Raw genomic sequence first — 20,648 nt, forward strand, 5'->3', positions numbered from 1 at the left:
CGAAAACAAACCCTGCACTTCCAGCATCGATCACCTCCTGTCTATAAGGAGGCGTCAACGCATGGCCTTCAACGCGGATCGACGCGCCGAAAAGTCATATGCGATAGCCCTGCCGCAAGGGGGAGGGGACCCGCGTGTACTCTTACTCCCCCACGTCCCGCCGCCAGCGCGCCTCGGCGCGCCGGTACAGTTCCACATCCTCCGGGTTCAGCGCCTCCAGCCGCGCACGCGCCGCCTCGTCGAGCGACGGGCCCGTCAGCCGGCTGACGATGGAACGCTTGTTGCGGTGGAGCACCGGGAAGCTCGTGCCGAAGCGTTCGTTGAGCCGCGCGACGAAGCGGTCGTAATCCGCGAGGATGCCGACGACGCCGACCGTCTCGATGTCGGCGATGCCGAAGGAGCGCGCCTGGATGTTCCGGTTCTCCGGCCGCTCGGTGAACTCCTCGAAGCTCTCGGCGGTGCGCCCCTGCGCCTTCTGGAAAGCGTAGTAGGACAGGATCTGATCCGGCACCGGGCGAAACAGCGCGAAGGCGCGGGCCGGGTCGTAGCAGGGCAGGTAGGCCGCGCTCATGTGGCTGGAGAAGAACGCGATGTCGTGCTCGATGATGTACTCCGCCAGCGCCACGACCTTCCGCTCGATCGGCATCTCCGGGCTGTAATGCATGATCTTGTTGGCGAACGGGCTCGTCGTCTTGGCGTCGCGCCCGTAGGCCATGAGCAGCTTGTCGGGCGGGAAGACCTGCGCCGCCGCATGGCGCAGGCTGGTGCCGCCGGTCTTCGGCAGGTGGATGAAGAACAGGGGCGCCATGCAATCGGTTCTTTGAAACGCCGCGCGGGCGCGGGTGCGGGCTGACCGGCGACGACATCCTTTGTCGAGCGGGCGCAAATAGGGCATCCTCCCCTTGAACGCCATCCGCCGGAGGACGATCCGCTTGGCCGTACCGAACCGCAAGCCGAAGGCCGCGCCCGAAATGGTGGCTTCCAATGTCACTTGGCAGACGCTCCAGCCGCGCGAGCGGCGCTGGCAGCGGATGGGCCAGCGGCCGGTGATCGCGTGGTTCACCGGCCTGTCGGGGGCGGGCAAGTCGACCATCGCGGACGCGGTGGACCGGGCGCTGACCGAGGCCGGGCGCCACACCATGGTGCTCGACGGCGACAACCTGCGCCACGGGCTCAACCGCGACCTCGGCTTCACCGCCGCCGACCGGGCCGAGAACATCCGCCGCGCCGCCGAGACCGCCCGGCTGATGGCGGAAGCCGGCCTCGTCGTGATCGTCTCGCTGATCTCGCCGTTCCGGGCCGAGCGGCGCACCGCGCGCGACATCGCGGGCGACGTGCCGTTCCTCGAAGTCTTCATCGACACGCCGCTCGCGGTCTGCGAGGCGCGCGACCCGAAGGGGCTCTACGACCGGGCCCGCGCCGGCGCGATCCCGAACTTCACCGGCATCTCGGCGCCCTACGAGCCGCCGGAGGCTCCCGATCTGACGCTCGCGACCCGCGGGCGCGCGGTGGCGGATTCGGCCGAGCCGCTGATCGCGGCGCTGCTGAACCTCAGCGCGGCGGAGCCCATTGCCAGAACACCGAACCGGTGAACTCGAACGCCAGTTCGCCGCGCTGGTTGTGCGCGGTGTTGTGGTGCGTGGCGATGCCCCAGCCGGGGCGCGAGGCGGACGAGCGCCGGTCGATCAGGCGGCAGGCGTAGGAGAGCGTGTCGCCCGCGTAGACCGGCTGGCGCCAACGCATGCCCTTGAAGCCGGGCGAGGGCCCGAGCTGCGGCACCGGGCCGGAGCGGGCGGTGAGCGCGAGGTCGCGGCCGAAGGTGGCGTGCAGCCGCTTCATCCACACGGCGGCCGTCTGCCAGCCGGAGGCGCACAGTGCGCCGAAATGCGTGGCCCGCGCGGCCTCCGGATCGAGATGGAAGACCTGCGGATCGTATTCGCGGGCAAAGGCCATGATGGCGTCCGCCTCGAAACGGTGGGCGCCGAGCGCCCGCACGCGGCCGATCTCGGCCTCGCCGAGATAGGGGAAGAGTTCCGCGTCCTGCGCCTCCGGCACGGGCGCGGAATCGGTGTCGAGGGTGACGTCGCGCGGCTGCGGGGTCGCGCCGGCGCGGGCGAACATCGCGGCGAAGTTCTGGGTCATCACCGCCTCGCCGCGGGCATCGCTGAGCGTCAGGGTGAAGCGGGCGATGCCGCGGTCGGGCTTGGAGGCGGAGGCGCGGGTCTCCTCGACCCGGATCGTCGCCGAGAGCGCGTCGCCCGGCAGCACCGGCTTGAGCCATCGCAGTTTGTCGATGCCGGGCGCGCCCATGGAGGTGGCGTGCCCGACCAGCGCCTCGGCGAACAGCCGCATGCCGAACGCCGCCGTCTGCCAGCCGGAGCCGATCAGCGTGCCGACGAAGGTCTTTTGCGCCGCCGCCTCGTCGAGGTGGAAGGGCTGCGGGTCGTACTCACGGGCGAAGGCGATCATCGCCTCGCGGGTCACGGTGACCGGGCCGGCTCGGTATTCCTGGCCGGGAGCGAGGTCGTCGAAGGTGAGGAGGGCCATGGGCTGCCGGCGCTGCGAGGGGTCGCATCGGGCTATCATGTCCGACCGTGCCGGAACCAGCGAATGGGCGCAGGCCTGTATCCCACCCCTCGCCTTCAAGCCGGGTCCGGCACCCCACTCACACCCCTCATCCTGAGGTGCCGGAGCGAAGCGGAGGCCTCGAAGGAGGGCTCCAGTAGACGCGCGCGATCCCTGGAGCCCTCCTTCGAGGTCCGCCGAGGCGGGCACCTCAGGATGAGGGGTGTGGGTGGGAGGCGCGTTCGCGCCTAGCGGTACCCGTAGCGCGCCTTCGCCGCCGCGTGCAGACGCAGGGCCTCGGCGTCGCGGCCGGCGGCGCAGGCGTCGGCCGCCTTGCCGAGATCGGCGCCGAAGCGCTGGCCGACGGCTTCCGACAGGTCGCCGGTGCGCACGTCGCCCGCGACGATGGATTGCGTGCGGGCGATGGTCGGGCCGCAGCCGGCGCCGGGCGCGAGGTCGGCGATCACCGGCGCGGGGGCGGCGGCGACCGCCGCGACCGGCGGCGGCGCGCTCGACTGGCAGGCGGCGAGTGAGGCCGTGAGGGCGGCGAGACAGAGGGCGGAACGGGTCGAGGGCACGGCGGGTCTCCCTGCGGTCGAACGACGAACGGCCGGCATCTCGCGGACAAGCTTGACCGTTGCAGGGTTCTGCGCCGCCGGTGCTTGCGGGTCAATCTTCGATAGCGCCCGGCTCTCGATCTCCCGATCAGATCGCGTGGACGACTTCGATGTGATGTCCGTCGGGATCGCGAAACGACGCGGCGTAATAGGCGCCGCCGTCGTAGGGCGCATCGACGCTGGTGGCGCCGAGGCTGAGGGCGAGGGCGTAGATCAGATCGACGTGGTCTTCCCCCGTTGCCGAGAAGCTGACGACGCTGCCATGACCGGCCTCGACCGGACGACCGTCCTGCCTGCTCTCGACAATGAAGGCGAAGCGATTGTTTCCATGCCAGGACATCAAGTGCCCGAACGCATGGGTCTCACTCAGTCCCAATGCTTCCGCCAGCGGCTCGTAAAAGTCTTTGGCCCGCTTCAGGTCGCCGGTCCACAATCGGACCGATAGGGACACCGGTTCGTTTTCCAGTCGTCGGCGGATAGCCTCACGATCCGGTAAATCCTCTTCGCTCTGCGGCAGGCTGGGGTCGTCGGCTGCGGCGCGATCCCGTGTTTCCTTGTCCATGCCGGCGATCAGCCATCGCAACAAAGCTGCCATCCGCTCCGGATGAGCGCCCGCGAACGAAACGCCGTCGCCGGATTCGATCAGCGCCAATAGGCTGGCCAGTTCCGCACGCCGCGCTTTGGGGGTCTTCGTAGCGACCGCATAAAACTTCTGGAATGTCGACATCGCTCGTCTCCGGCACCGGTCATCCTCGTCCGGGCCCATCCCGCCCGTCACCGGCAGCGGTGCGGATCGCCATCATCATCCGTTCAATGCCTGCGCTTGTCACACTCCCCACCAATCGATACATACGCGAACCCTGGTCGCGGGCCCCTTGCCGGCGAGTCAGCCCCTGAGGAGACCGAGCGTGGCCCCTGGCCGCTCCGTGCAGACGATCGACGGCGCCGCTTTCGCGGCCGCGTCGTCCTGCGCGCTCATCCTCGTCGGCCTGCTTCTTAGCCGCCCCTGAGGGCCGTCCGGGCGCGCGCCTGGGCTCTCAGGGGATGCCGCTCGAACCCGGAACCGACAGGCTTTTACCGGCGCCGCCCCTCACGAGGTCGAGCGCGCCGGCCGCGAGGACAGACCCATGGCGAACACCAAGGACCGCATCGTCATCTTCGACACGACGCTGCGCGACGGCGAGCAATGCCCCGGCGCCACCATGACGCTCGACGAGAAGCTGGCGGTGGCCGAACTCCTCGACGGGATGGGCGTGGACATCATCGAGGCGGGCTTCCCCATCGCCTCGAACGGCGATTTCGAGGCCGTCTCCGAGATCGCCCGGCGCACCAAGCGCGCCACGATCGCCGGGCTCGCCCGCGCGATTCCGGCCGACATCGCCCGTGCGGGCGAGGCGGTGCGCCACGCGCAGCGGGGCCGCATCCACACCTTCGTCTCGACCTCGGCGATCCATCTCGCCCACCAGATGCGCAAGACGCAGGACGAAGTGATCGAGATCATCCTCAAGACCGTGGCCCAGGCCCGCGACCTCGTCGAGGACGTGGAATGGTCGGCCATGGACGCGACCCGCACCGACATCGACTACCTGTGCCGCTGCGTCGAGGCGGCGATCCGCGCGGGCGCCACCACGATCAACCTGCCCGATACGGTGGGCTACGCCACGCCCCAGGAATACGGCGCGATGTTCCGCCAGGTGCGCGAGCGCGTGCCGGATGCCGACAAGGCGATCTTCTCCGTGCACTGCCACAACGACTTAGGCCTCGCGGTGGCGAATTCGCTCGCCGGCCTGGAGGGCGGCGCGCGCCAGATCGAGTGCACGGTCAACGGCATCGGCGAGCGCGCGGGCAACGCGGCGTTGGAGGAGATCGTCATGGCGATCCGCACGCGGGCCGACGTGATGCCCTACGACACCGGCATCGACACGACGATGCTGACCCGCGCCTCGAAGCTCGTCAGCCACGCGGCGAACTTCCCCGTCCAGTACAACAAGGCCATCGTCGGCCGGAACGCCTTCGCCCACGAGAGCGGCATCCATCAGGACGGCATGCTCAAGCACGCCGAGACCTACGAGATCATGACCCCGGCCTCGGTCGGGCTCGCCAAGACCTCGCTGGTGATGGGCAAGCATTCGGGTCGCGCCGCGTTCAAGTCGAAGCTGACGGAGCTCGGAATCTCGCTGTCCGACAATCAGTTCCAGGACGTGTTCGAGCGCTTCAAGGATCTGGCCGACCGCAAGAAGCACGTCTACGACGAGGACATCGAGGCGCTGGTGGACCAGAACCTCGCCACCGCGCACGACCGGATCAAGCTGGTTTCGCTCTCGGTGATCGCGGGCACGCGCGGCCCGCAGCGCGCGACGATGAAGATCGAGATGGACGGGCGCACCTTCACCGAAGAGGCCGACGGCAACGGCCCGGTGGACGCGGTGTTCAACGCCATCCACGCGATGGTGCCGCACGACACGGTGCTCGAACTCTATCAGGTCCACGCCGTGACCGAGGGGACCGACGCGCAAGCCGAGGTCTCGGTGCGGCTGAAGGCCGGCGAGCGCTCGGTGACGGCGCGCGGCGCCGACCCGGACACGCTGGTGGCCTCGGCCAAGGCGTATCTGTCGGCGCTGAACAAGCTCTCGGCGGCCTCCGTGCGGCTGCACGCGCAGCACGCCGCGGTGGTGTGAGCCGCCGCGCATCCCACCCTCCCCCTCATCCTGAGGTGCCGCGAAGCGGCCTCGAAGGAGGGCTCCAGGGATCGCTGAGACATCTGGAGCCCTCCTTCGAGGCTCCGCTTCGCTGCGCACCTCAGGATGAGGGCGTGTCTTGGAGGATCGGCCTTGCGGCCGATCCAGCTCGAACAGTCGATCAGCAAAAATGCCCGCCTATCGCTCCCGCACCACCACCCATGGCCGCAACATGGCCGGCGCCCGCGGCCTGTGGCGGGCCACCGGGATGAAGGATTCGGATTTCGGCAAGCCGATCATCGCGGTGGTGAACTCGTTCACGCAGTTCGTGCCGGGCCACGTTCATCTAAAGGATCTGGGTCAGCTCGTCGCCCGCGAGATCGAGCAGGCCGGCGGCGTGGCGAAGGAATTCAACACCATCGCGGTCGATGACGGCATCGCCATGGGCCATGACGGGATGCTGTACTCGCTCCCGTCCCGCGAACTCATCGCCGACTCGGTCGAGTACATGGTCAACGCGCATTGCGCCGACGCCATGGTCTGCATCTCGAATTGCGACAAGATCACCCCCGGCATGCTGATGGCGGCGCTCCGCCTCAACATCCCGGCGGTGTTCGTCTCCGGCGGGCCGATGGAGGCCGGCAAGGTCGTGATGAACGGCATCACCCGCAAGTTCGACCTCGTCGACGCCATGGTGGCGGCGGCCGACGACCGGGTGTCGGACGAGGACGTGGCGGTCATCGAGCGCTCGGCCTGCCCGACCTGTGGCTCGTGCTCGGGCATGTTCACGGCCAATTCCATGAACTGCCTGACGGAGGCGCTCGGCCTGTCGCTGCCCGGCAACGGCTCGACGCTGGCCACGCACGCCGACCGCAGGCGCTTGTTCGTCGAGGCCGGGCACCTGATAGTCGATCTGGCGCGGCGCTACTACGAGCAGGACGATGCGGGCGTGCTGCCGCGCTCGGTCGCGAGCTTTGCCGCGTTCGAGAACGCGATGACGCTCGACATCGCCATGGGCGGCTCGACCAACACGGTGCTGCATCTGCTCGCCGCCGCGCACGAGGGCGAGGTGCCCTTCACCATGGCGGACATCGACCGGCTGTCGCGCCGCGTGCCGGTGCTCTGCAAGGTCGCCCCCGCGGTCGCCAACGTTCACATGGAGGACGTCCACCGGGCCGGCGGCATCATGGCGATCCTGGGCGAACTCGACCGCGCCGGCCTGATCGACCGCAGCGTCGGCAACGTGAGCGCCGGCACGCTGGGCGAGGCGCTGGACCGCTGGGACGTCAAAGTCACGCGCAGCGAGTCCGTGCAAAAATTCTTCCGGGCGGCGCCGGGCGGCGTGCCGACCCAGGTCGCCTTCAGCCAGGATTCGCGCTGGGACGAACTCGACCTCGACCGCGAGGCCGGCGTCATCCGCAACAGTGAGCATGCCTACTCGCGGGACGGGGGACTGGCCGTGCTCTACGGCAACCTCGCGGAGGACGGCTGCATCGTGAAGACCGCGGGCGTGGACGCCTCGATCCTCACCTTCACCGGAACCGCCCACGTGTTCGAGAGCCAGGATGCCTCGGTCGACGCCATCCTCAACGGGCGCGTGAAGGCGGGCGAGGTCGTGCTGATCCGCTACGAGGGCCCGCGCGGCGGCCCCGGCATGCAGGAGATGCTCTACCCGACGAGCTACCTGAAATCGAAGGGCCTCGGGAAAGCGTGTGCGCTCGTCACCGACGGGCGCTTCTCCGGCGGCTCGTCCGGCCTTTCCATCGGCCACGTCTCGCCCGAGGCGGCGGAAGGCGGGCTGATCGGGCTGGTGGAGCAGGGTGACCGGATCGAGATCGACATCCCGAACCGCCGCATCCATCTGGCGGTGGACGAGGCGGTGCTGGCCGAGCGCCGGGCCGTGCGGGATCGCGGGGGCTGGAAGCCGGCGGCCCCCCGCAAGCGCAAGGTGAGCACGGCGCTGAAGGCCTACGCGATGCTGGCGACGAGCGCGGCGAAGGGGGCCGTGCGGCGGTTGGAGGATTGAGGGCCTTCCCCTCCCCCTTGCGGGGAGGGGTCAGGGGTGGGGGTTGTTCAGGATGAGGCGGGTGCGGTGCCTTCTGCACCACCCCCACCTCCAACTCCTCCCCGCAAGGGGGAGGAGAGCCGGTCGCGCTTTACGCCGCCCGGCCGAGCTGCACGGCGTCCGCCGCCGTCACCTCGTCCGTATGCACCTCGAACTTCACCAGCCGGGCCGAGCCGAAGCTGGTCGAGATCGCGCAATCCGTCGCGTCGCGGCCCCGCGCCATGACGATGCGGCCGATGCGGGGCGTGTTGTGGCGGGCATCGAACGTGAACCAGCGGCCATCGAGATAGACCTCGAACCACGCCGAGAAATCCATCGGGTCCGGCACGGCGGGCACGCCGATGTCGCCGAGATAGCCCGTGCAGTAGCGGGCCGGGATGTTCATGCAGCGGCAGAACGCGATGGCAAGATGCGCGAAGTCGCGGCAGACGCCGACCTGCTGTGTGAAACCGTCATGTGCCGTGCGGGTGGAATCGGCCAGCTGATAGTCGAAGCGGATGCGATTGTGGACGTAATCCACGATCGCCTGTGCCCGCGCCCAACCCTCGGGCGTGTGGCCGAACAGCTGCCACGCCGTCGCGCAGAGCCGGTCGGTGTCGCAATAGCGGCTGCCGAGGAGGTAGGGCATCACATCGTCGGGCAGCTCGTGGATCGGGAGCTGACGCGCATCCGGCACCACCGCGTCGGGCAGGCCTGAGTCTTCCACCAGGAAGTCGGCCGAGAGCGTGATCCGGCCCGCGGGCGCGAGGATGCGGGTGCAGACGTTGCCGAACGCGTCGAGCGACTGGCGCTGCGGCACCGCCGGATCGATCCGCATCGTCTCGGGGCTACGCAGATCGCGCTGGCGGGACGGGTGGACGTTCAGGAGCAGCGACATCGGGGTCGGCGCGGAGGTCTCGAAGGTGATGTCGTAGCCGGTGCGGATCAGCATGGCCCTGCCTTGGGGTTTGGACTGCATGCGCGCGGCCGACGATTGAACGAGAGCACGGCCGCCGCGCGAATGAGCCCAAAAGATTTGGCCGAACGTGTCGTTCCGCCGCGCACTGCACAAATGTTGCGCAGTGTAACATCCCCGGGTGCATCGAGCGGACGGCGACGAGCGGGCCTTCGGCCGGCCGGAATCCTTCCACATGCCCGCCCCCCGCGCGAAACGCGCGCATTGCTGGTGCAGCGCGGCACGCGGTATGGAAGGGCTCATGTGGACCGCCCTCTGGAACCGCCTCGCCCAACCGGGCCATTTCCTGCGCTGGTCGGGCGCGGCCCTGCCCTGGCTCGCCGGGCTCTCGGCCGTGCTGCTCGCCGCCGGGCTGTACATGACCTTCTTCACCGTGCCGCCGGACTACCAGCAGGGCGACACGGTGCGGATCATGTACATCCACGTGCCGGCCGCCGTGCTCGGCATGGGTTTCTACGGGGCGATGGCGCTCTCGGCGATCGGCTCGCTGGTCTGGCGCCATCCCCTCGCCGACGTGTCGCAGCGCGCCGCCGCGCCGATCGGGGCGGCCTTCACCCTGATCTGCCTCGTCACCGGCTCGCTCTGGGGCAAGCCGATGTGGGGCACCTACTGGGTGTGGGACGCGCGCCTCACCTCGATGCTGGTGCTGTTCCTGCTCTATTGCGGCATCATCGCCCTGTGGCGCACCATCGAGGACCCGAGCCGGGCGGCCCGCGCGGTCTCGATCCTGACGCTCGTCGGCGCCGTGAACCTGCCGATCATCAAGTTCTCGGTGAACTGGTGGTCCACGCTGCACCAGCCGGCCTCGATCCTGCGCATGGGCGGCCCGACGCTGCATTCCTCCATGCTCTATCCGCTCTTGGAGATGATCCTGGCGATGACGCTGCTCGGCGTGACGCTGCATCTCCAGGCGATGCGCACCGAGATCTACCGCCGCCGCGTGCGCAGCTTGCTGATCCGGCAGGCCGAGCGGCTCGACGCCGGCGCGCAGGCGCCGGTCGCGCGCGCCGCCGCACCGCTCCCCGTGGGCCAGGCGATCTGAGGGACGGCCGATGGAAATGGGCCACTACACCCCGTTCATCGCGGGCGCCTTCGGCTTCACCGCCCTGGTGCTCGGCGCGCTGATCCTCCACGGCTGGCGCGACGGGCGGGCGCAAAGGCGCGCGCTCGCCGAATTGCAGGGCGAGCAGCCATGAGCACGAGCCCGACCCTCGAGCGCCCCCGCCGCTCGTTCCTCGTCCTGCTGCCGGTCGTGGTCTTCGCGGTGCTGGCGGTGATTTTTTTCGTGCGCCTGCGCTCCGGGGCGGACCCGGCGGCGCTGCCCTCGGCCCTGATCGGCAAGCCGGTACCGGCCTTCGCGCTCGGCCCCGTGCCGGGCCTTCAGGACAAGGGCCAGCCGGTGCCGGGGCTGACCAGCGCCGATCTGAAGGGCGGGGTGACGGTGCTCAATGTCTTCGCCTCGTGGTGCGCCCCCTGCCAGATCGAGCACCCGATGCTGATGCGCCTCGCGCAGGAGCCCGGCATCCGCTTGGTGGGCATCGACTACAAGGACCCCGGCGACGCCGGCCGCCGCTGGCTGGAGCGGCACGGCCTGCCGTTCTCCGCGGTCGGCGCCGACGCGACCGGCCGGGCCGGGATCGATCTCGGCGTCTACGGCGTGCCGGAGACCTTCATCATCGGCCCCGACGGCACCATCCGCGACAAGCTCGTCGGCATCCTGACGCCAGAGAACTATTCCGGTGTTCTGGAGCGCATCCGCGCCGCGGGCAAACCGGCGCCCGTGACGAACTGACCGGGCGGCCCGGCGGGCGCTTGGAACCGTGCGTCCTTGGGCGTATGGCACTCGGAGTGTCAGCTTGTAACCGTTCCAGGGGACGAGCCGCGCCTTCGTTTCAACAAGCATAGAAGCGCCATGCGGATCGGGCTGTTCGTCCCCTGCTACGTCGATGCGTTCGAGCCGGAAGTCGGCATCGCGACGCTGGAACTGCTGGAGCGGTTCGGCCTCGACGTCGAATACCCGTTCGACCAGACCTGCTGCGGCCAGCCGATGACCAACACCGGCTGCCACGCCGAGGCCGCCGCCACCGAGGCGCTGTTCGTCAAGAATTTTTCCGGGTTCGACTACGTGGTGGCTCCTTCGGGCTCCTGCGTGCATCAGGTGCGCGAGCACCTCACCGCCATCCCGCAGACCGACGAGGTCAAGGCGGTGCGCGCCAAAACCTTCGAGCTGGTCGAGTTCCTGCACGACGTGCTCAAGATCGAGGAACTGCCCTGGGCGGCCTTCCCGCACCGGGTCGCCTACCACTCGAACTGCAATGCGCTGCGCGGCATCGGCCACGCCCGGCCGTCCGAGCTGAACCGGCCGTACTTCTCCAAGCCCCTCAACCTTCTGAAGAAGGTGAAGGGCATCGAGATCGTCGATCTGGCCCGGCCCGACGAGTGCTGCGGCTTCGGCGGCACCTTCTCGGTGTTCGAGCCCGCGGTCTCGGCCAAGATGGGCTACGACAAGGTGACGGATCAGGCGCGCGCGGGGGCCGACTACGTCGTCTCGGCCGATTCCTCCTGCCTGATGCACCAGAAGGGCTGCGCCGAACGCCTCGGCGTGCCGCTGAAATACATCCACATCGCCCAGGTGCTGAACGGAGCCGCGGCATGAGCGAGGAGCTGAATCCGCGTGAGCGCGAGGGCGTGATCCACCCCGAGGTCCGCGCGCGCAGCGACGAGAGCGAGCGCGGCCCGAACGGCCAGCGCCTCCAGCACGCGGAGGCCGCCTCCAAGCCGATCCGCGCCGACGCGCCGCGCGAGCCGCAGCCCCGCGGCGCCAGGATCAAGGGCAACCGCCCGATCGATCAGGGCGAGGCCGCCGAGCGCTTCCTCGCCGCGCCGCTCCACCAGAAGGCCCACGACGAGCGCCTGTGGGACGTGCGCAAGAAGCGCGACACGGCGGCCCACGGCATCCCCGAATGGGAGGAGCTGCGGGAGATCGCCTCGCAGATCAAGGCGCACACCCTCACGCATCTCGACCAGTACCTCGCGCAGTTCGAGGCGGCGGCCAAGGCCAACGGCGTCCACGTCCACTGGGCCGAGGACGGGGCGGCGCACAACCGCATCGTCCTCGACATCCTGCAGAAGCACGGCGCGAAGTCGCTGGTGAAGTCGAAGTCGATGCTGACCGAGGAGTGCGGCTTCCGCCACTTCATGGCGGCCCACGACATCGACATCATCGAGACCGATCTCGGCGAGCGCATCCAGCAGCTCGACGAGGAGGAGCCAAGCCACGTCGTGATGCCCGCCGTCCACAAGACGCGGCTCGATGTCGCCGACGTGTTCGCCCGCACGCTCGGCACCGACCCGGACAACGACGACGCCCACTACCTCGCCGAAAGCCAGCGCGAGACGACGCGCCCCCTGATCCTCAAGGCCGATGCGGGGCTGACCGGCTGCAACTTCGCCATCGCCGAGACCGGCACGGTCGTCACCTGCACCAACGAGGGCAATGCCGACCTCTCGGGCAACGTGCCGCCGCTGCAGATCCACTCGATCGGCATCGAAAAGATCATCCCGAAGGTCGAACACCTCGGCGTGTTCATCCGCCTGCTGTCGCGCTCGGCGCTGGGCTCGCCGATCACGCAGTACACCTCGCATTTCCGCGCGCCTCGCGCGGGGACCGAGATGCATATGGTGCTGGTCGATAACGGCCGCTCCGAGCGCCTCGGGATGGAGGAGTTCTGGACCTCGCTCAAATGCATCCGCTGCGGCGCCTGCATGAACACCTGCCCGGTCTACCGGCGCTCGGGGGGTCTATCCTACGGCGCGACCTATTCGGGGCCGATCGGGCTCATCATCGATCCGACCTTCAACAAGCGCAAATACTCGACCCTGCCGTTCTCCTCGACCATGAACGGCTCCTGCACCAACGTCTGCCCGGTGAAGATCAACATCCATGAGCAGATCTTCGCCTGGCGCAAGGTGCTGGCCGAGGAGCACCAGATCCCGCTGCTCAAGCAGGGCATGATGAAGGCGGCCGGCGCCGTGCTGAGCCGCCCCGCCGCCTACCGCGCCGCGATCGGGGCAGCGGATTCGGCGCTCCGCGCGCTGCCGCGCTTCGCCGTCTACAACCCGGCCAACACCTGGGGGAAGAAGCGCGAGATGCCCCACGCCCCGCGCCAGAGTTTTCACGCGTGGTACCGGCAGAACCGCATGAACAAGGACGGGCAATCGTGAGCGCCCGCGAAGCCATCTTCGCCCGGCTCAAGGCCAACCGGCCGGCGGGCGATTTCCCGCTGCCCGCGGTGCCGGACTTCGCGCCGCTGGTCGGCGACGATCTCGTGGCCGAGTTCACCGAGCGGCTGGGGAAGATGGGCGGGCGCGTCGAGCGCGCCGGCAGCCCGGCCGACCCCTTCGCTCCCGTGCGCTCGCGGCTTGCGGGCGCGGCCGTCATCGCCTCCGCCGTCCCGGAATTCACCGGCAACCGCGATCTCCGCACAGCCCGGCGCCCGCAGGAGATGGCCGACGTGGACGTTGCCATCGTCCGCGCACGCTTCGGCGTCGCCGAGACCGGCTCGGTCCTGTTCACGCAAGACGACCTAATCGTGAATTCGGTCGCCTATCTCGCGCAGCACCTGATCGTGCTGCTCGACCCGGCCGATCTCCTGACCAATATTCATGCGGCCTATCGACGCCCGGAATTCGGGCAATCCGCCTATGCCGTGCTCCATACCGGGCCGTCCGCGACCGCCGACATTGAGGGCGTGCTGATCCACGGGGCACAGGGCGTCCGCTCGCTGACGGTGCTTCTGTTGCAGCGCAAAATTCAGGCAGAGTGAAAGCGGAGCCGTAGAGGTTTCCGGGCGTTTGCGACGAAACGCCTCCGGCCGCGGAGGAACCTTCGTCCCGCAAACACCGGAACCTCGCCCGTGCGCTTCAAGCTCGGTTGCAGCCTCGCCTACGAGGTCAAGACGCCCACGACCTTCATCTTCAACGTAGAGGTCGCCCACCTGAAGAGCCTCGCGGTGATGAGCGAGACCTTGACGCTCGCGCCCGACCTGACGCGCCGCAACTACGTCACGCCGGACCTCAAGAACCGCTATCTCGGCGTGAACGTCGCGCCCGGCCCGTTCTCGCTGGAGTACAATGCCGAGGTCGAGCTGACGGTGGTGCGGGCCGATCCCGAAACGATCCGCGAGACGCCGGTCTCGGAATTGCCGATCGACATCCTGCCGTTCCTGCTGCCGAGCCGCTTCGTCTCCTCCGACCGGCTGGCGCCCTTCGCCGAGGCCGAGTTCGGGCACCTGCCCAAGGGGCACAAGCGGGTCAACGCGATCTGCAACTGGATTCACGACAACATCGCCTATCAGCGCGGCGCCAGCGACGGCGAGACCACCGCCGACGAAAGCCTGCTGAAGCGGGCGGGCGTGTGCCGCGACTTCGCCCATCTCGGCACCGCCTTCTGCCGCGCGCTCGGCATCCCGGCCCGGTTCGTGAGCTGCTACGCCTACGGCCTCGTGCCCCGCGACTTCCACGCCGTGTTCGAGGCCTATCTCGACGGGCGATGGTGGCTGTTCGACGCCACGCGCCAAGCCCATCTCGACGGCCTGGTCCGCATCGGCATCGGCCGCGACGCCGCCGAGATCGCCTTCGCCACGCCCTACGGCGAGATGGAGCCGACGGGCATGGAGATCCGCATCGACCGCGCCGACGGCGGCCCGGAGCCCGCCGAGCGCACGGTGGACGCGATCTCGACGGAGGAGCCCGCGCCCCATGCCGGGGCGGCGTGAGGGCCTGAGACCTCGACATCTCCCCCGATCCTTGCATCCTGTGACGACAGGCCAGGAGCGACACCGGATGCCCTATCGCCACATCGTCGGCCCGCGCACCCACGTCTTCGCCGATCTGGCGACGCTGATGGCGAAGGCGACGCCGATCCGCTCCGGCGATTGCCTCGCCGGCATCGCCGCGGAATCGGCCGAGGAGAACATGGCGGCGCGCTGGTGCCTCGCCGACGTGCCGCTGAAGGACATCCTGGCCCGGCCGCTGATCCCGTACGAGGACGACGACGTCACCCGCCTGATCCTCGACGATCACGACGAGGCGGCGTTTGCCGAGATCGCGAGCCTCACCGTCGGCGATTTTCGCGAGTTCCTGCTCACCGCTTCGTCCGAGACGCTGGCCCGCATCGCGCCGGGCGTCACGCCGGAGATCGCGGCCGCCGTCTCGAAGATCATGCGCAACCAGGACCTGATCCTCGTCGCCCGCAAGTGCCGAGTGGTGACGAAGTTCCGCAACACCATCGGCCTGCCCGGCACGCTCGCCGTGCGGCTCCAGCCCAACCACCCGACCGACGATCCGGCCGGCGTCACCGCCTCGATCCTCGACGGGCTGAGCTACGGCTGCGGCGACGCGGTGATCGGCATCAACCCGGTCTCCGATTCGATCCAGACCATGGCCGGCCTGCTGCGACTCTTCGACGGGATCATCGCGCGCTTGGAGATCCCGACGCAGGCCTGCGTGCTCACCCACGTCACGACGACGCTCGACGCGATGAACCGGGGCTTGCCGGTCGATCTCGTGTTCCAGTCGATCGCGGGCACGCAGCGGGCGAACGCCAGCTTCGGCGTCACCCTGCCGATTCTCCAGGAGGCGCACGAGGCCGCGCTCGCGCTGAAGCGCGGCACGCTCGGCGACAACGTGATGTATTTCGAGACCGGCCAGGGCTCGGCGCTCTCGGCCGACGCCCATCACGGCATCGACCAGCAGACCCTGGAGGCGCGCGCCTACGCGGTCGCCCGGCGCTACCGGCCGCTCTTGGTCAACACGGTGGTGGGGTTCATCGGGCCGGAATACCTCTACAACGGCAAGGAGATCATCCGGGCCGGGCTGGAGGATCATTTCTGCGGCAAGCTGATGGGCGTGCCGCTCGGCGTGGACGTCTGCTACACCAACCACGCCGAGGCCGATCAGGACGACATGGACACCCTGCTCACGCTGCTGGGGGCGGCCGGCTGCACCTACGTGATGGGCATTCCCGGTGCCGACGACGTGATGCTGAACTACCAGTCCACCTCGTTCCACGATCAGCTCTACATCCGCGAGGTGCTGGGGCTGAAGCGGGCGCCGGAATTCGAGGAATGGCTCGCCTGCATCGGCCTGACCGATTCGGCTGGCAGCCTGCTCCCGGGCGGGGCCGCCGCCCGCCTGCTCACCGCCGCGCCGGACCTCGCGGCATGAGCGACACCGACGATCTCTGGCAGCGCCTCGCCGGGCTGACCCCGGCCCGGATCGGCCTCGGGCGCGCGGGCGCCGGCCTGCCGACCCGCGAGGTGCTGAAGTTCGGCCTCGCCCACGCCCAGGCCCGCGACGCCGTCCACACCCCTCTCGACGCCGAGGCTGTAGCCGCCGAGATCGAGGCGCTGGGGCTGCCGACCGTCACGGTCGCCTCCCGCGCCGAGGACCGCGCCACCTATCTGCGCCGCCCCGATTACGGCCGCCGCCTCGCCCCCGAGAGCCGCGCGGCGCTTACCGAGTCCGCGGGCGAGCCGGTCGACCTCGGCCTCGTCGTCGCCGACGGCCTCTCGGCCCGCGCCGTCCACGAAGGCGCGGCGGCGATGTTGAAAGCTTTCCAGCCGCACGCGGACAAGGCCGGCTGGCGCCTCGCCCCGATCGTGATCGCCGCCCAGGCTCGCGTCGCGCTGGGCGACGAGGCCGGCGAGGCCTTGAAGGCCCGCGCGGTCGCGGTGCTGATCGGCGAGCGCCCCGGCCTGTCCTCCCCCGACAGCCTCGGCCTCTACGTCACTTTCGACCCCAGACCCGGCCGCTCGGACGCCGAACGCAACTGCATCTCGAACGTCCGCTCGGCCGGCCTCTCGCACGATCTGGCCGCGTTCAAGCTGAACTGGCTTCTGACCCAGGCCTTCTCCCGCGGGCTGACGGGGGTGAACCTCAAGGACGAGAGCGACCGGCTGATCGAGGCGGGCGAGGCCGCCGCCGAGATCGAGGCGGCGTCATAGGCCCGGCCGGGAACTGGTGATGTAATCGAGGGCGAGCGCCGCCGCCTCGGCCGTCTCGGCATCGTCGCTCGACGCGAGGTCGGCCAGCAGGCGCCGCGCTTCCTCGGCCGCAGCCTCGCCTTCCGAGGCATCGATACGGCAATCCTCCAACAGGGTCAGCGTCTCGGCACGCGCCTCGAACGACCCCTCGGCGATCAGCCGAGCCGCCACGAGGATCGGCAAGGTTCCTTCGAGTTCGCCGAGCGCGAACAGGAGCGTTCCGGCACTGCGCCCAATCCCAGGGCGCCGCAGCACGCTCACGATATCGGCGACCTTTCCGCGCGCATCGAGATCGGCCAGCGCCAGGGCGGCGGCGTTCCTGAGCTTAGGCGAAGCGGCGCGAAGCAGGATGTCGGCGGCCAGATCCGCGGCGACCGGATCGTCGGGGCGGCGCTTCAGATCGGCCAACTCGGTCACGATCCGATCCTCGTCGGAAGAGTCCGAGAGGCTGCGCGTCGTCTGGAACGAGAGAAGGCCCGGCGGAATGTTCATGCCTCGCGCCCCGGCTTCGGCGGGTGCGTCCGCCGCCATTCCCAATACGTATCGTAGGCTTCCTCGCGCGTCATCAGATCACGACCGCCCGCCTTCTCGCGATGCCACCAGCGTCGGAACTCATCGAAGCGCTCCTCACCCCGCAGACCGAACCACGGATCGCGGGCGAACATCCTGCTGCCGCGCAACGGTCGCGGTTCGTCTTCGGCCATCGGCCCCTGATCTCTCGATTCTTCACAGCTAAATCTTATCACAAATGTTGTGAAACACGACGGTACGACTTCCGCCGTCACCAAAGCCCCCAAGCGTGGCTGTTGCGGGCCCGACACACCGCGAAACCAACCAGACTTTGCCTTGGGGAGCGCCTTCGAGCGCCGCAATCCCACCATAAACCGGGACGACTTCGGGGTCGCGGTAAATGCTGTCGCTCCAACGCTTTATCGCGGAGTTTCGAGGACGTTTTCCGCGTGAGGCCGTGACGGGCGCCGCGGCCTCGGATGCGTAGCAGGGCCGGGGCACGAGATCAGCGATGGACGCGCGTCAGACCGACAAGTCGAAGCTGCCGAGCCGGCACGTGACGGAGGGGCCCGAGCGGGCGCCGCACCGCTCGTATCTCTACGCCATGGGCCTGACCTCGGAGCAGATCCACCAGCCGCTCGTCGGCGTGGCCTCGTGCTGGAACGAGGCGGCCCCCTGCAACATCTCGCTGATGCGTCAGGCGCAGGCCGTGAAGAAGGGCGTGGCCGCCGCCAAGGGCACGCCGCGCGAGTTCTGCACCATCACGGTCACCGATGGCATCGCCATGGGCCACGGCGGCATGCGCGCCTCGCTGCCGTCCCGCGAGGTCATCGCCGATTCGGTCGAGCTGACGATCCGCGGCCATTCCTACGATGCGCTGGTCGGCCTCGCCGGCTGCGATAAGTCGCTGCCCGGCATGATGATGGCCATGGTGCGCCTCAACGTCCCGTCGATCTTCATCTACGGCGGTTCGATCCTGCCCGGCTCGTTCCGCGGTCGGCCCGTCACCGTGCAGGATCTGTTCGAGGCGGTCGGCAAGGTCGCCGTCGGCGACATGAGCCTCGAAGACCTCGACGAGTTGGAGCGGGTCGCCTGCCCCTCGGCCGGGGCCTGCGGTGCGCAGTTCACTGCCAACACCATGGCGACGGTTTCCGAGGCCATCGGCCTCGCCCTGCCCTACTCGGCCGGCGCCCCCGCCCCCTATGAAATCCGCGACCAATTCTGCGCCGCCGCGGGCGAAAAGGTCATGGAGCTCATTACGAAAAACATCCGCCCGCGCGACATCGTCACCCGCAAGGCGCTCGAGAACGCCGCCGCGACGGTGGCGGCCTCCGGCGGTTCGACCAACGCGGCTCTGCACCTGCCGGCGATCGCGCATGAATGCGGCATCGAGTTCACGCTGTTCGACGTGGCCGAGATCTTCCGCAAGACGCCGTACATCGCCGACCTCAAGCCGGGCGGCCGGTATGTGGCGAAGGATATGTTCGAGGTCGGCGGCATTCCGCTGTTGATGAAGACGCTGCTCGACCACGGCTACCTGCACGGCGACTGCCTGACCGTCACCGGGCGCACCATCGCGGAGAACCTCGCCAAGGTCGCCTGGAACCCAGATCAGGACGTGGTCTTCCCGGCCGACCAGCCGATCACCGTCACCGGCGGTGTGGTGGGCTTGCGCGGCAACCTCGCCCCCGAGGGCGCGATCGTGAAGGTCGCCGGCATGCCGGCGTCGAGTCAGGTCTTCACCGGCCCGGCCCGCGTGTTCGACGGCGAGGAGGCCTGCTTCGAGGCGGTGCAGAACCGCACCTACAAGCCGGGCGAGGTTCTGGTCATCCGCTACGAGGGCCCGAAGGGGGGCCCCGGCATGCGCGAGATGCTCTCGACCACCGCGGCCCTCTACGGCCAGGGCATGGGCGACAAGGTGGCGCTCATCACCGATGGGCGCTTCTCCGGCGCGACCCGCGGCTTCTGCGTCGGCCATGTCGGCCCCGAGGCCGCCATCGGCGGGCCGATCGGCCTCCTGCGCGACGGCGACATGATCACGCTCGACGCGATCAAGGGCACGCTCGACGTGGCGCTCTCCGACAAGGAGCTGGCCCAGCGCCGCTCGGAATGGACGCCGCGGGGCAACACCGCGACCTCCGGTTACCTCTGGAAATATGCGCAGACCGTGGGCCCCGCGGTCAACGGCGCCGTCACGCATCCGGGCGGTGCGAAGGAGACGCACACCTATGCCGATGTCTAGAACCGTCCCTTTCCGGCCCGCGCGGCCGGCCGGGGTCGATCTGGATCGGCTCCGGACCGGCCTGCTGGCCGCGTTCCTGGGCGCTTGCCTCGCGGTCGTCGCCGTCGATCCCGGCACCGCCCTCGACGCGACCGCCCGCACCCCGGTCCCCGAGAAGGGCTATCGCTCGGGTCGTGACGCCCTGCGCTCGGGCGTGCGCGACTACAACGCGGGCGACAAGCAGGGCGCCGTGCGGGCGCTGGAATACGCCGCCGACCAGGGCCAGACCCTGGCGCTGTGGAAGCTCGGCCGCATGTACGCGGCCGGCGACGGCGTGCCCCAGGACGACCTCAAGGCGTTCGAATACTTCTCGCGCATCGCCGACGACACCACCGACGACGCCCCCGACACGCCGAATTCCGGCGTGCTGGCGAGCGCCTTCAACGCGCTCGGCACCTACTTCCTCGAAGGCATCAAGGGCACCTACGTGCGCCCGAACGCCGAGCGCGCCTACGAGATGTTCAACTACGCGGCGTCCTACTTCGGCGACCCGAACGCGCAGTACAACCTCGCCCGGCTCTACCTCGAAGGGACCGGCGTGGAGCAGGATCCGCGCAAGGCCGCGCGCTGGTTCAACCTCGCCGCCGAGAAGGGCCACCGCCCGGCCCAGGCGCTGCTCGGCGACCTCTTGGTCAACGGCACCGGCATGCCGCGCCAGACGGTGAAGGGCCTGAGTTGGCTCGCGCTGGCGCGGGCCGGGGTGCAGGGCGCGTCGGACGCTTGGATCGTCGATCTCTACGACAAGGCCTGGGCCTCGGCGAGCGAGGCCGACCGGGCCGACGCCATGGCGCAGGCGCAGACGCTCTCCACGGGCTCGACCCGGCGGCGGCGCTGATCCTCGACTTGGACCGGCGCGCGCCGGTCCAAGTCGTTCACGGCAGCGTGACCGGAAAGACACAGGCTCCGGAATCGGCGCGGCGGCCGAAACCCTG

General features: G+C 69.3%; 21 protein-coding genes. 14 read left to right on the forward strand and 7 right to left on the reverse strand.

What is annotated here, in order from left to right; all coding sequences use genetic code 11:
* Window positions 1-142: 142 nt before the first annotated feature.
* Complete coding sequence (locus AAHG03_RS16790) at window positions 143-808, reverse strand: hypothetical protein (protein WP_342151860.1); 666 nt, start codon at window positions 806-808, stop codon at window positions 143-145.
* 163 nt (window positions 809-971) lie between these two features.
* Between AAHG03_RS16790 and cysC the strand changes: the two genes are divergently transcribed.
* Window positions 972-1,592, forward strand: a complete 621-nt coding sequence (gene cysC, locus AAHG03_RS16795; RefSeq protein WP_342152047.1) for an adenylyl-sulfate kinase — start codon at window positions 972-974, stop codon at window positions 1,590-1,592.
* On the opposite strand, the gene AAHG03_RS16800 is transcribed toward cysC, so the two are convergent.
* From AAHG03_RS16800 to AAHG03_RS16810, 3 genes are all read right to left on the reverse strand, one after another.
* Complete coding sequence (locus AAHG03_RS16800; RefSeq protein WP_342151862.1) at window positions 1,552-2,547, reverse strand: MaoC family dehydratase; 996 nt, start codon at window positions 2,545-2,547, stop codon at window positions 1,552-1,554. The two genes, cysC and AAHG03_RS16800, sit on opposite strands and share 41 nt — an antisense overlap.
* Before the next feature lie 266 nt (window positions 2,548-2,813).
* Window positions 2,814-3,182: a hypothetical protein gene (locus tag AAHG03_RS16805; protein ID WP_342151863.1), complete on the reverse strand. Its 369-nt coding sequence runs from the start codon at window positions 3,180-3,182 to the stop codon at window positions 2,814-2,816.
* An 88-nt stretch (window positions 3,183-3,270) separates the two neighbouring features.
* The gene (locus tag AAHG03_RS16810; RefSeq protein ID WP_342151865.1) at window positions 3,271-3,909 is read right to left on the reverse strand and encodes a VOC family protein; all 639 of its coding nucleotides are present in this window, start codon (window positions 3,907-3,909) and stop codon (window positions 3,271-3,273) included.
* 400 nt (window positions 3,910-4,309) lie between these two features.
* On the opposite strand from AAHG03_RS16810, the gene AAHG03_RS16815 reads away from it, so the two are divergent.
* Both AAHG03_RS16815 and ilvD (AAHG03_RS16820) read left to right on the forward strand, forming a co-directional pair.
* Entirely contained in the window at window positions 4,310-5,860 is a 1,551-nt protein-coding gene (locus tag AAHG03_RS16815; RefSeq protein ID WP_342151866.1) for a 2-isopropylmalate synthase, read from the forward strand.
* Window positions 5,861-6,050: 190 nt separating this feature from the next.
* Complete coding sequence (ilvD, locus tag AAHG03_RS16820) at window positions 6,051-7,886, forward strand: dihydroxy-acid dehydratase (RefSeq protein WP_342151867.1); 1,836 nt, start codon at window positions 6,051-6,053, stop codon at window positions 7,884-7,886.
* A gap of 130 nt (window positions 7,887-8,016) precedes the next feature.
* On the opposite strand, the gene AAHG03_RS16825 is transcribed toward ilvD (AAHG03_RS16820), so the two are convergent.
* Complete coding sequence (locus AAHG03_RS16825; RefSeq protein ID WP_342151868.1) at window positions 8,017-8,856, reverse strand: transglutaminase-like domain-containing protein; 840 nt, start codon at window positions 8,854-8,856, stop codon at window positions 8,017-8,019.
* A 265-nt stretch (window positions 8,857-9,121) separates the two neighbouring features.
* On the opposite strand from AAHG03_RS16825, the gene AAHG03_RS16830 reads away from it, so the two are divergent.
* From AAHG03_RS16830 to eutC, 9 genes are all read left to right on the forward strand, one after another.
* Window positions 9,122-9,922, forward strand: a complete 801-nt coding sequence (locus tag AAHG03_RS16830) for a heme ABC transporter permease (RefSeq protein ID WP_342151869.1) — start codon at window positions 9,122-9,124, stop codon at window positions 9,920-9,922.
* A 16-nt stretch (window positions 9,923-9,938) separates the two neighbouring features.
* On the forward strand, window positions 9,939-10,076 hold the full coding sequence (gene ccmD, locus AAHG03_RS16835) for a heme exporter protein CcmD (protein WP_412759762.1): 138 nt from the start codon (window positions 9,939-9,941) through the stop codon (window positions 10,074-10,076).
* Window positions 10,073-10,672: a DsbE family thiol:disulfide interchange protein gene (locus AAHG03_RS16840; RefSeq protein WP_342151871.1), complete on the forward strand. Its 600-nt coding sequence runs from the start codon at window positions 10,073-10,075 to the stop codon at window positions 10,670-10,672. The genes ccmD and AAHG03_RS16840 overlap by 4 nt, the downstream gene beginning before the upstream one ends.
* Window positions 10,673-10,792: 120 nt before the next feature.
* Complete coding sequence (locus AAHG03_RS16845; protein ID WP_342151873.1) at window positions 10,793-11,536, forward strand: (Fe-S)-binding protein; 744 nt, start codon at window positions 10,793-10,795, stop codon at window positions 11,534-11,536.
* Window positions 11,533-13,104: a lactate utilization protein B gene (locus AAHG03_RS16850; protein WP_342151874.1), complete on the forward strand. Its 1,572-nt coding sequence runs from the start codon at window positions 11,533-11,535 to the stop codon at window positions 13,102-13,104. Before AAHG03_RS16845 ends, AAHG03_RS16850 begins: the two co-directional genes overlap by 4 nt.
* The gene (locus AAHG03_RS16855; protein ID WP_342151876.1) at window positions 13,101-13,706 is read left to right on the forward strand and encodes a LutC/YkgG family protein; all 606 of its coding nucleotides are present in this window, start codon (window positions 13,101-13,103) and stop codon (window positions 13,704-13,706) included. Before AAHG03_RS16850 ends, AAHG03_RS16855 begins: the two co-directional genes overlap by 4 nt.
* A gap of 90 nt (window positions 13,707-13,796) precedes the next feature.
* Window positions 13,797-14,657, forward strand: coding sequence for a transglutaminase-like domain-containing protein (locus AAHG03_RS16860; protein ID WP_342151877.1), 861 nt, complete (start codon window positions 13,797-13,799; stop codon window positions 14,655-14,657).
* Window positions 14,658-14,724: 67 nt separating this feature from the next.
* On the forward strand, window positions 14,725-16,107 hold the full coding sequence (locus AAHG03_RS16865) for an ethanolamine ammonia-lyase subunit EutB (RefSeq protein WP_342151879.1): 1,383 nt from the start codon (window positions 14,725-14,727) through the stop codon (window positions 16,105-16,107).
* Entirely contained in the window at window positions 16,104-16,886 is a 783-nt protein-coding gene (gene eutC / locus AAHG03_RS16870) for an ethanolamine ammonia-lyase subunit EutC (protein WP_342151880.1), read from the forward strand. Before AAHG03_RS16865 ends, eutC begins: the two co-directional genes overlap by 4 nt.
* Here the strand turns inward: eutC and AAHG03_RS16875 are convergent.
* Window positions 16,881-17,417 carry a hypothetical protein gene (locus AAHG03_RS16875; RefSeq protein ID WP_342151882.1) on the reverse strand — a complete coding sequence of 179 codons (537 nt, stop codon included), beginning with the start codon at window positions 17,415-17,417 and terminating at the stop codon, window positions 16,881-16,883. The genes eutC and AAHG03_RS16875 overlap by 6 nt on opposite strands.
* Window positions 17,414-17,629 (reverse strand): hypothetical protein, encoded by a 216-nt coding sequence (locus AAHG03_RS16880; protein ID WP_342151883.1) that lies wholly within the window; start codon window positions 17,627-17,629, stop codon window positions 17,414-17,416. Before AAHG03_RS16880 ends, AAHG03_RS16875 begins: the two co-directional genes overlap by 4 nt.
* Before the next feature lie 317 nt (window positions 17,630-17,946).
* On the opposite strand from AAHG03_RS16880, the gene ilvD (AAHG03_RS16885) reads away from it, so the two are divergent.
* On the forward strand, window positions 17,947-19,677 hold the full coding sequence (ilvD, locus tag AAHG03_RS16885) for a dihydroxy-acid dehydratase (protein ID WP_342151884.1): 1,731 nt from the start codon (window positions 17,947-17,949) through the stop codon (window positions 19,675-19,677).
* Entirely contained in the window at window positions 19,664-20,551 is an 888-nt protein-coding gene (locus tag AAHG03_RS16890; RefSeq protein ID WP_342151885.1) for a tetratricopeptide repeat protein, read from the forward strand. The genes ilvD (AAHG03_RS16885) and AAHG03_RS16890 overlap by 14 nt, the downstream gene beginning before the upstream one ends.
* The last annotated feature ends 97 nt before the right edge of the window (window positions 20,552-20,648 follow it).

This window comes from Methylorubrum subtropicum, from assembly GCF_038442325.1.
Taxonomy (GTDB): domain Bacteria; phylum Pseudomonadota; class Alphaproteobacteria; order Rhizobiales; family Beijerinckiaceae; genus Methylobacterium; species Methylobacterium subtropicum.

Bases quoted from the DNA above. Each gene is read 5' to 3' on its own strand.
- AAHG03_RS16850 (WP_342151874.1), top strand. From the start codon at position 11,533: ATGAGCGAGGAGCTGAATCCGCGTGAGCGCGAGGGCGTGATCCACCCC.
- ilvD (WP_342151884.1), top strand. From the start codon at position 17,947: ATGGACGCGCGTCAGACCGACAAGTCGAAGCTGCCGAGCCGGCACGTG.
- AAHG03_RS16875 (WP_342151882.1), bottom strand. From the start codon at position 17,417: ATGAACATTCCGCCGGGCCTTCTCTCGTTCCAGACGACGCGCAGCCTC.
- ilvD (WP_342151867.1), top strand. From the start codon at position 6,051: ATGCCCGCCTATCGCTCCCGCACCACCACCCATGGCCGCAACATGGCC.
- AAHG03_RS16805 (WP_342151863.1), bottom strand. From the start codon at position 3,182: ATGCCGGCCGTTCGTCGTTCGACCGCAGGGAGACCCGCCGTGCCCTCG.
- AAHG03_RS16830 (WP_342151869.1), top strand. From the start codon at position 9,122: ATGTGGACCGCCCTCTGGAACCGCCTCGCCCAACCGGGCCATTTCCTG.
- AAHG03_RS16840 (WP_342151871.1), top strand. From the start codon at position 10,073: ATGAGCACGAGCCCGACCCTCGAGCGCCCCCGCCGCTCGTTCCTCGTC.
- AAHG03_RS16825 (WP_342151868.1), bottom strand. From the start codon at position 8,856: ATGCTGATCCGCACCGGCTACGACATCACCTTCGAGACCTCCGCGCCG.
- cysC (WP_342152047.1), top strand. From the start codon at position 972: ATGGTGGCTTCCAATGTCACTTGGCAGACGCTCCAGCCGCGCGAGCGG.
- AAHG03_RS16790 (WP_342151860.1), bottom strand. From the start codon at position 808: ATGGCGCCCCTGTTCTTCATCCACCTGCCGAAGACCGGCGGCACCAGC.
- eutC (WP_342151880.1), top strand. From the start codon at position 16,104: ATGAGCGACACCGACGATCTCTGGCAGCGCCTCGCCGGGCTGACCCCG.
- ccmD (WP_412759762.1), top strand. From the start codon at position 9,939: ATGGGCCACTACACCCCGTTCATCGCGGGCGCCTTCGGCTTCACCGCC.
- AAHG03_RS16845 (WP_342151873.1), top strand. From the start codon at position 10,793: ATGCGGATCGGGCTGTTCGTCCCCTGCTACGTCGATGCGTTCGAGCCG.
- AAHG03_RS16880 (WP_342151883.1), bottom strand. From the start codon at position 17,629: ATGGCCGAAGACGAACCGCGACCGTTGCGCGGCAGCAGGATGTTCGCC.
- AAHG03_RS16810 (WP_342151865.1), bottom strand. From the start codon at position 3,909: ATGTCGACATTCCAGAAGTTTTATGCGGTCGCTACGAAGACCCCCAAA.
- AAHG03_RS16815 (WP_342151866.1), top strand. From the start codon at position 4,310: ATGGCGAACACCAAGGACCGCATCGTCATCTTCGACACGACGCTGCGC.
- AAHG03_RS16800 (WP_342151862.1), bottom strand. From the start codon at position 2,547: ATGGCCCTCCTCACCTTCGACGACCTCGCTCCCGGCCAGGAATACCGA.
- AAHG03_RS16865 (WP_342151879.1), top strand. From the start codon at position 14,725: ATGCCCTATCGCCACATCGTCGGCCCGCGCACCCACGTCTTCGCCGAT.
- AAHG03_RS16890 (WP_342151885.1), top strand. From the start codon at position 19,664: ATGCCGATGTCTAGAACCGTCCCTTTCCGGCCCGCGCGGCCGGCCGGG.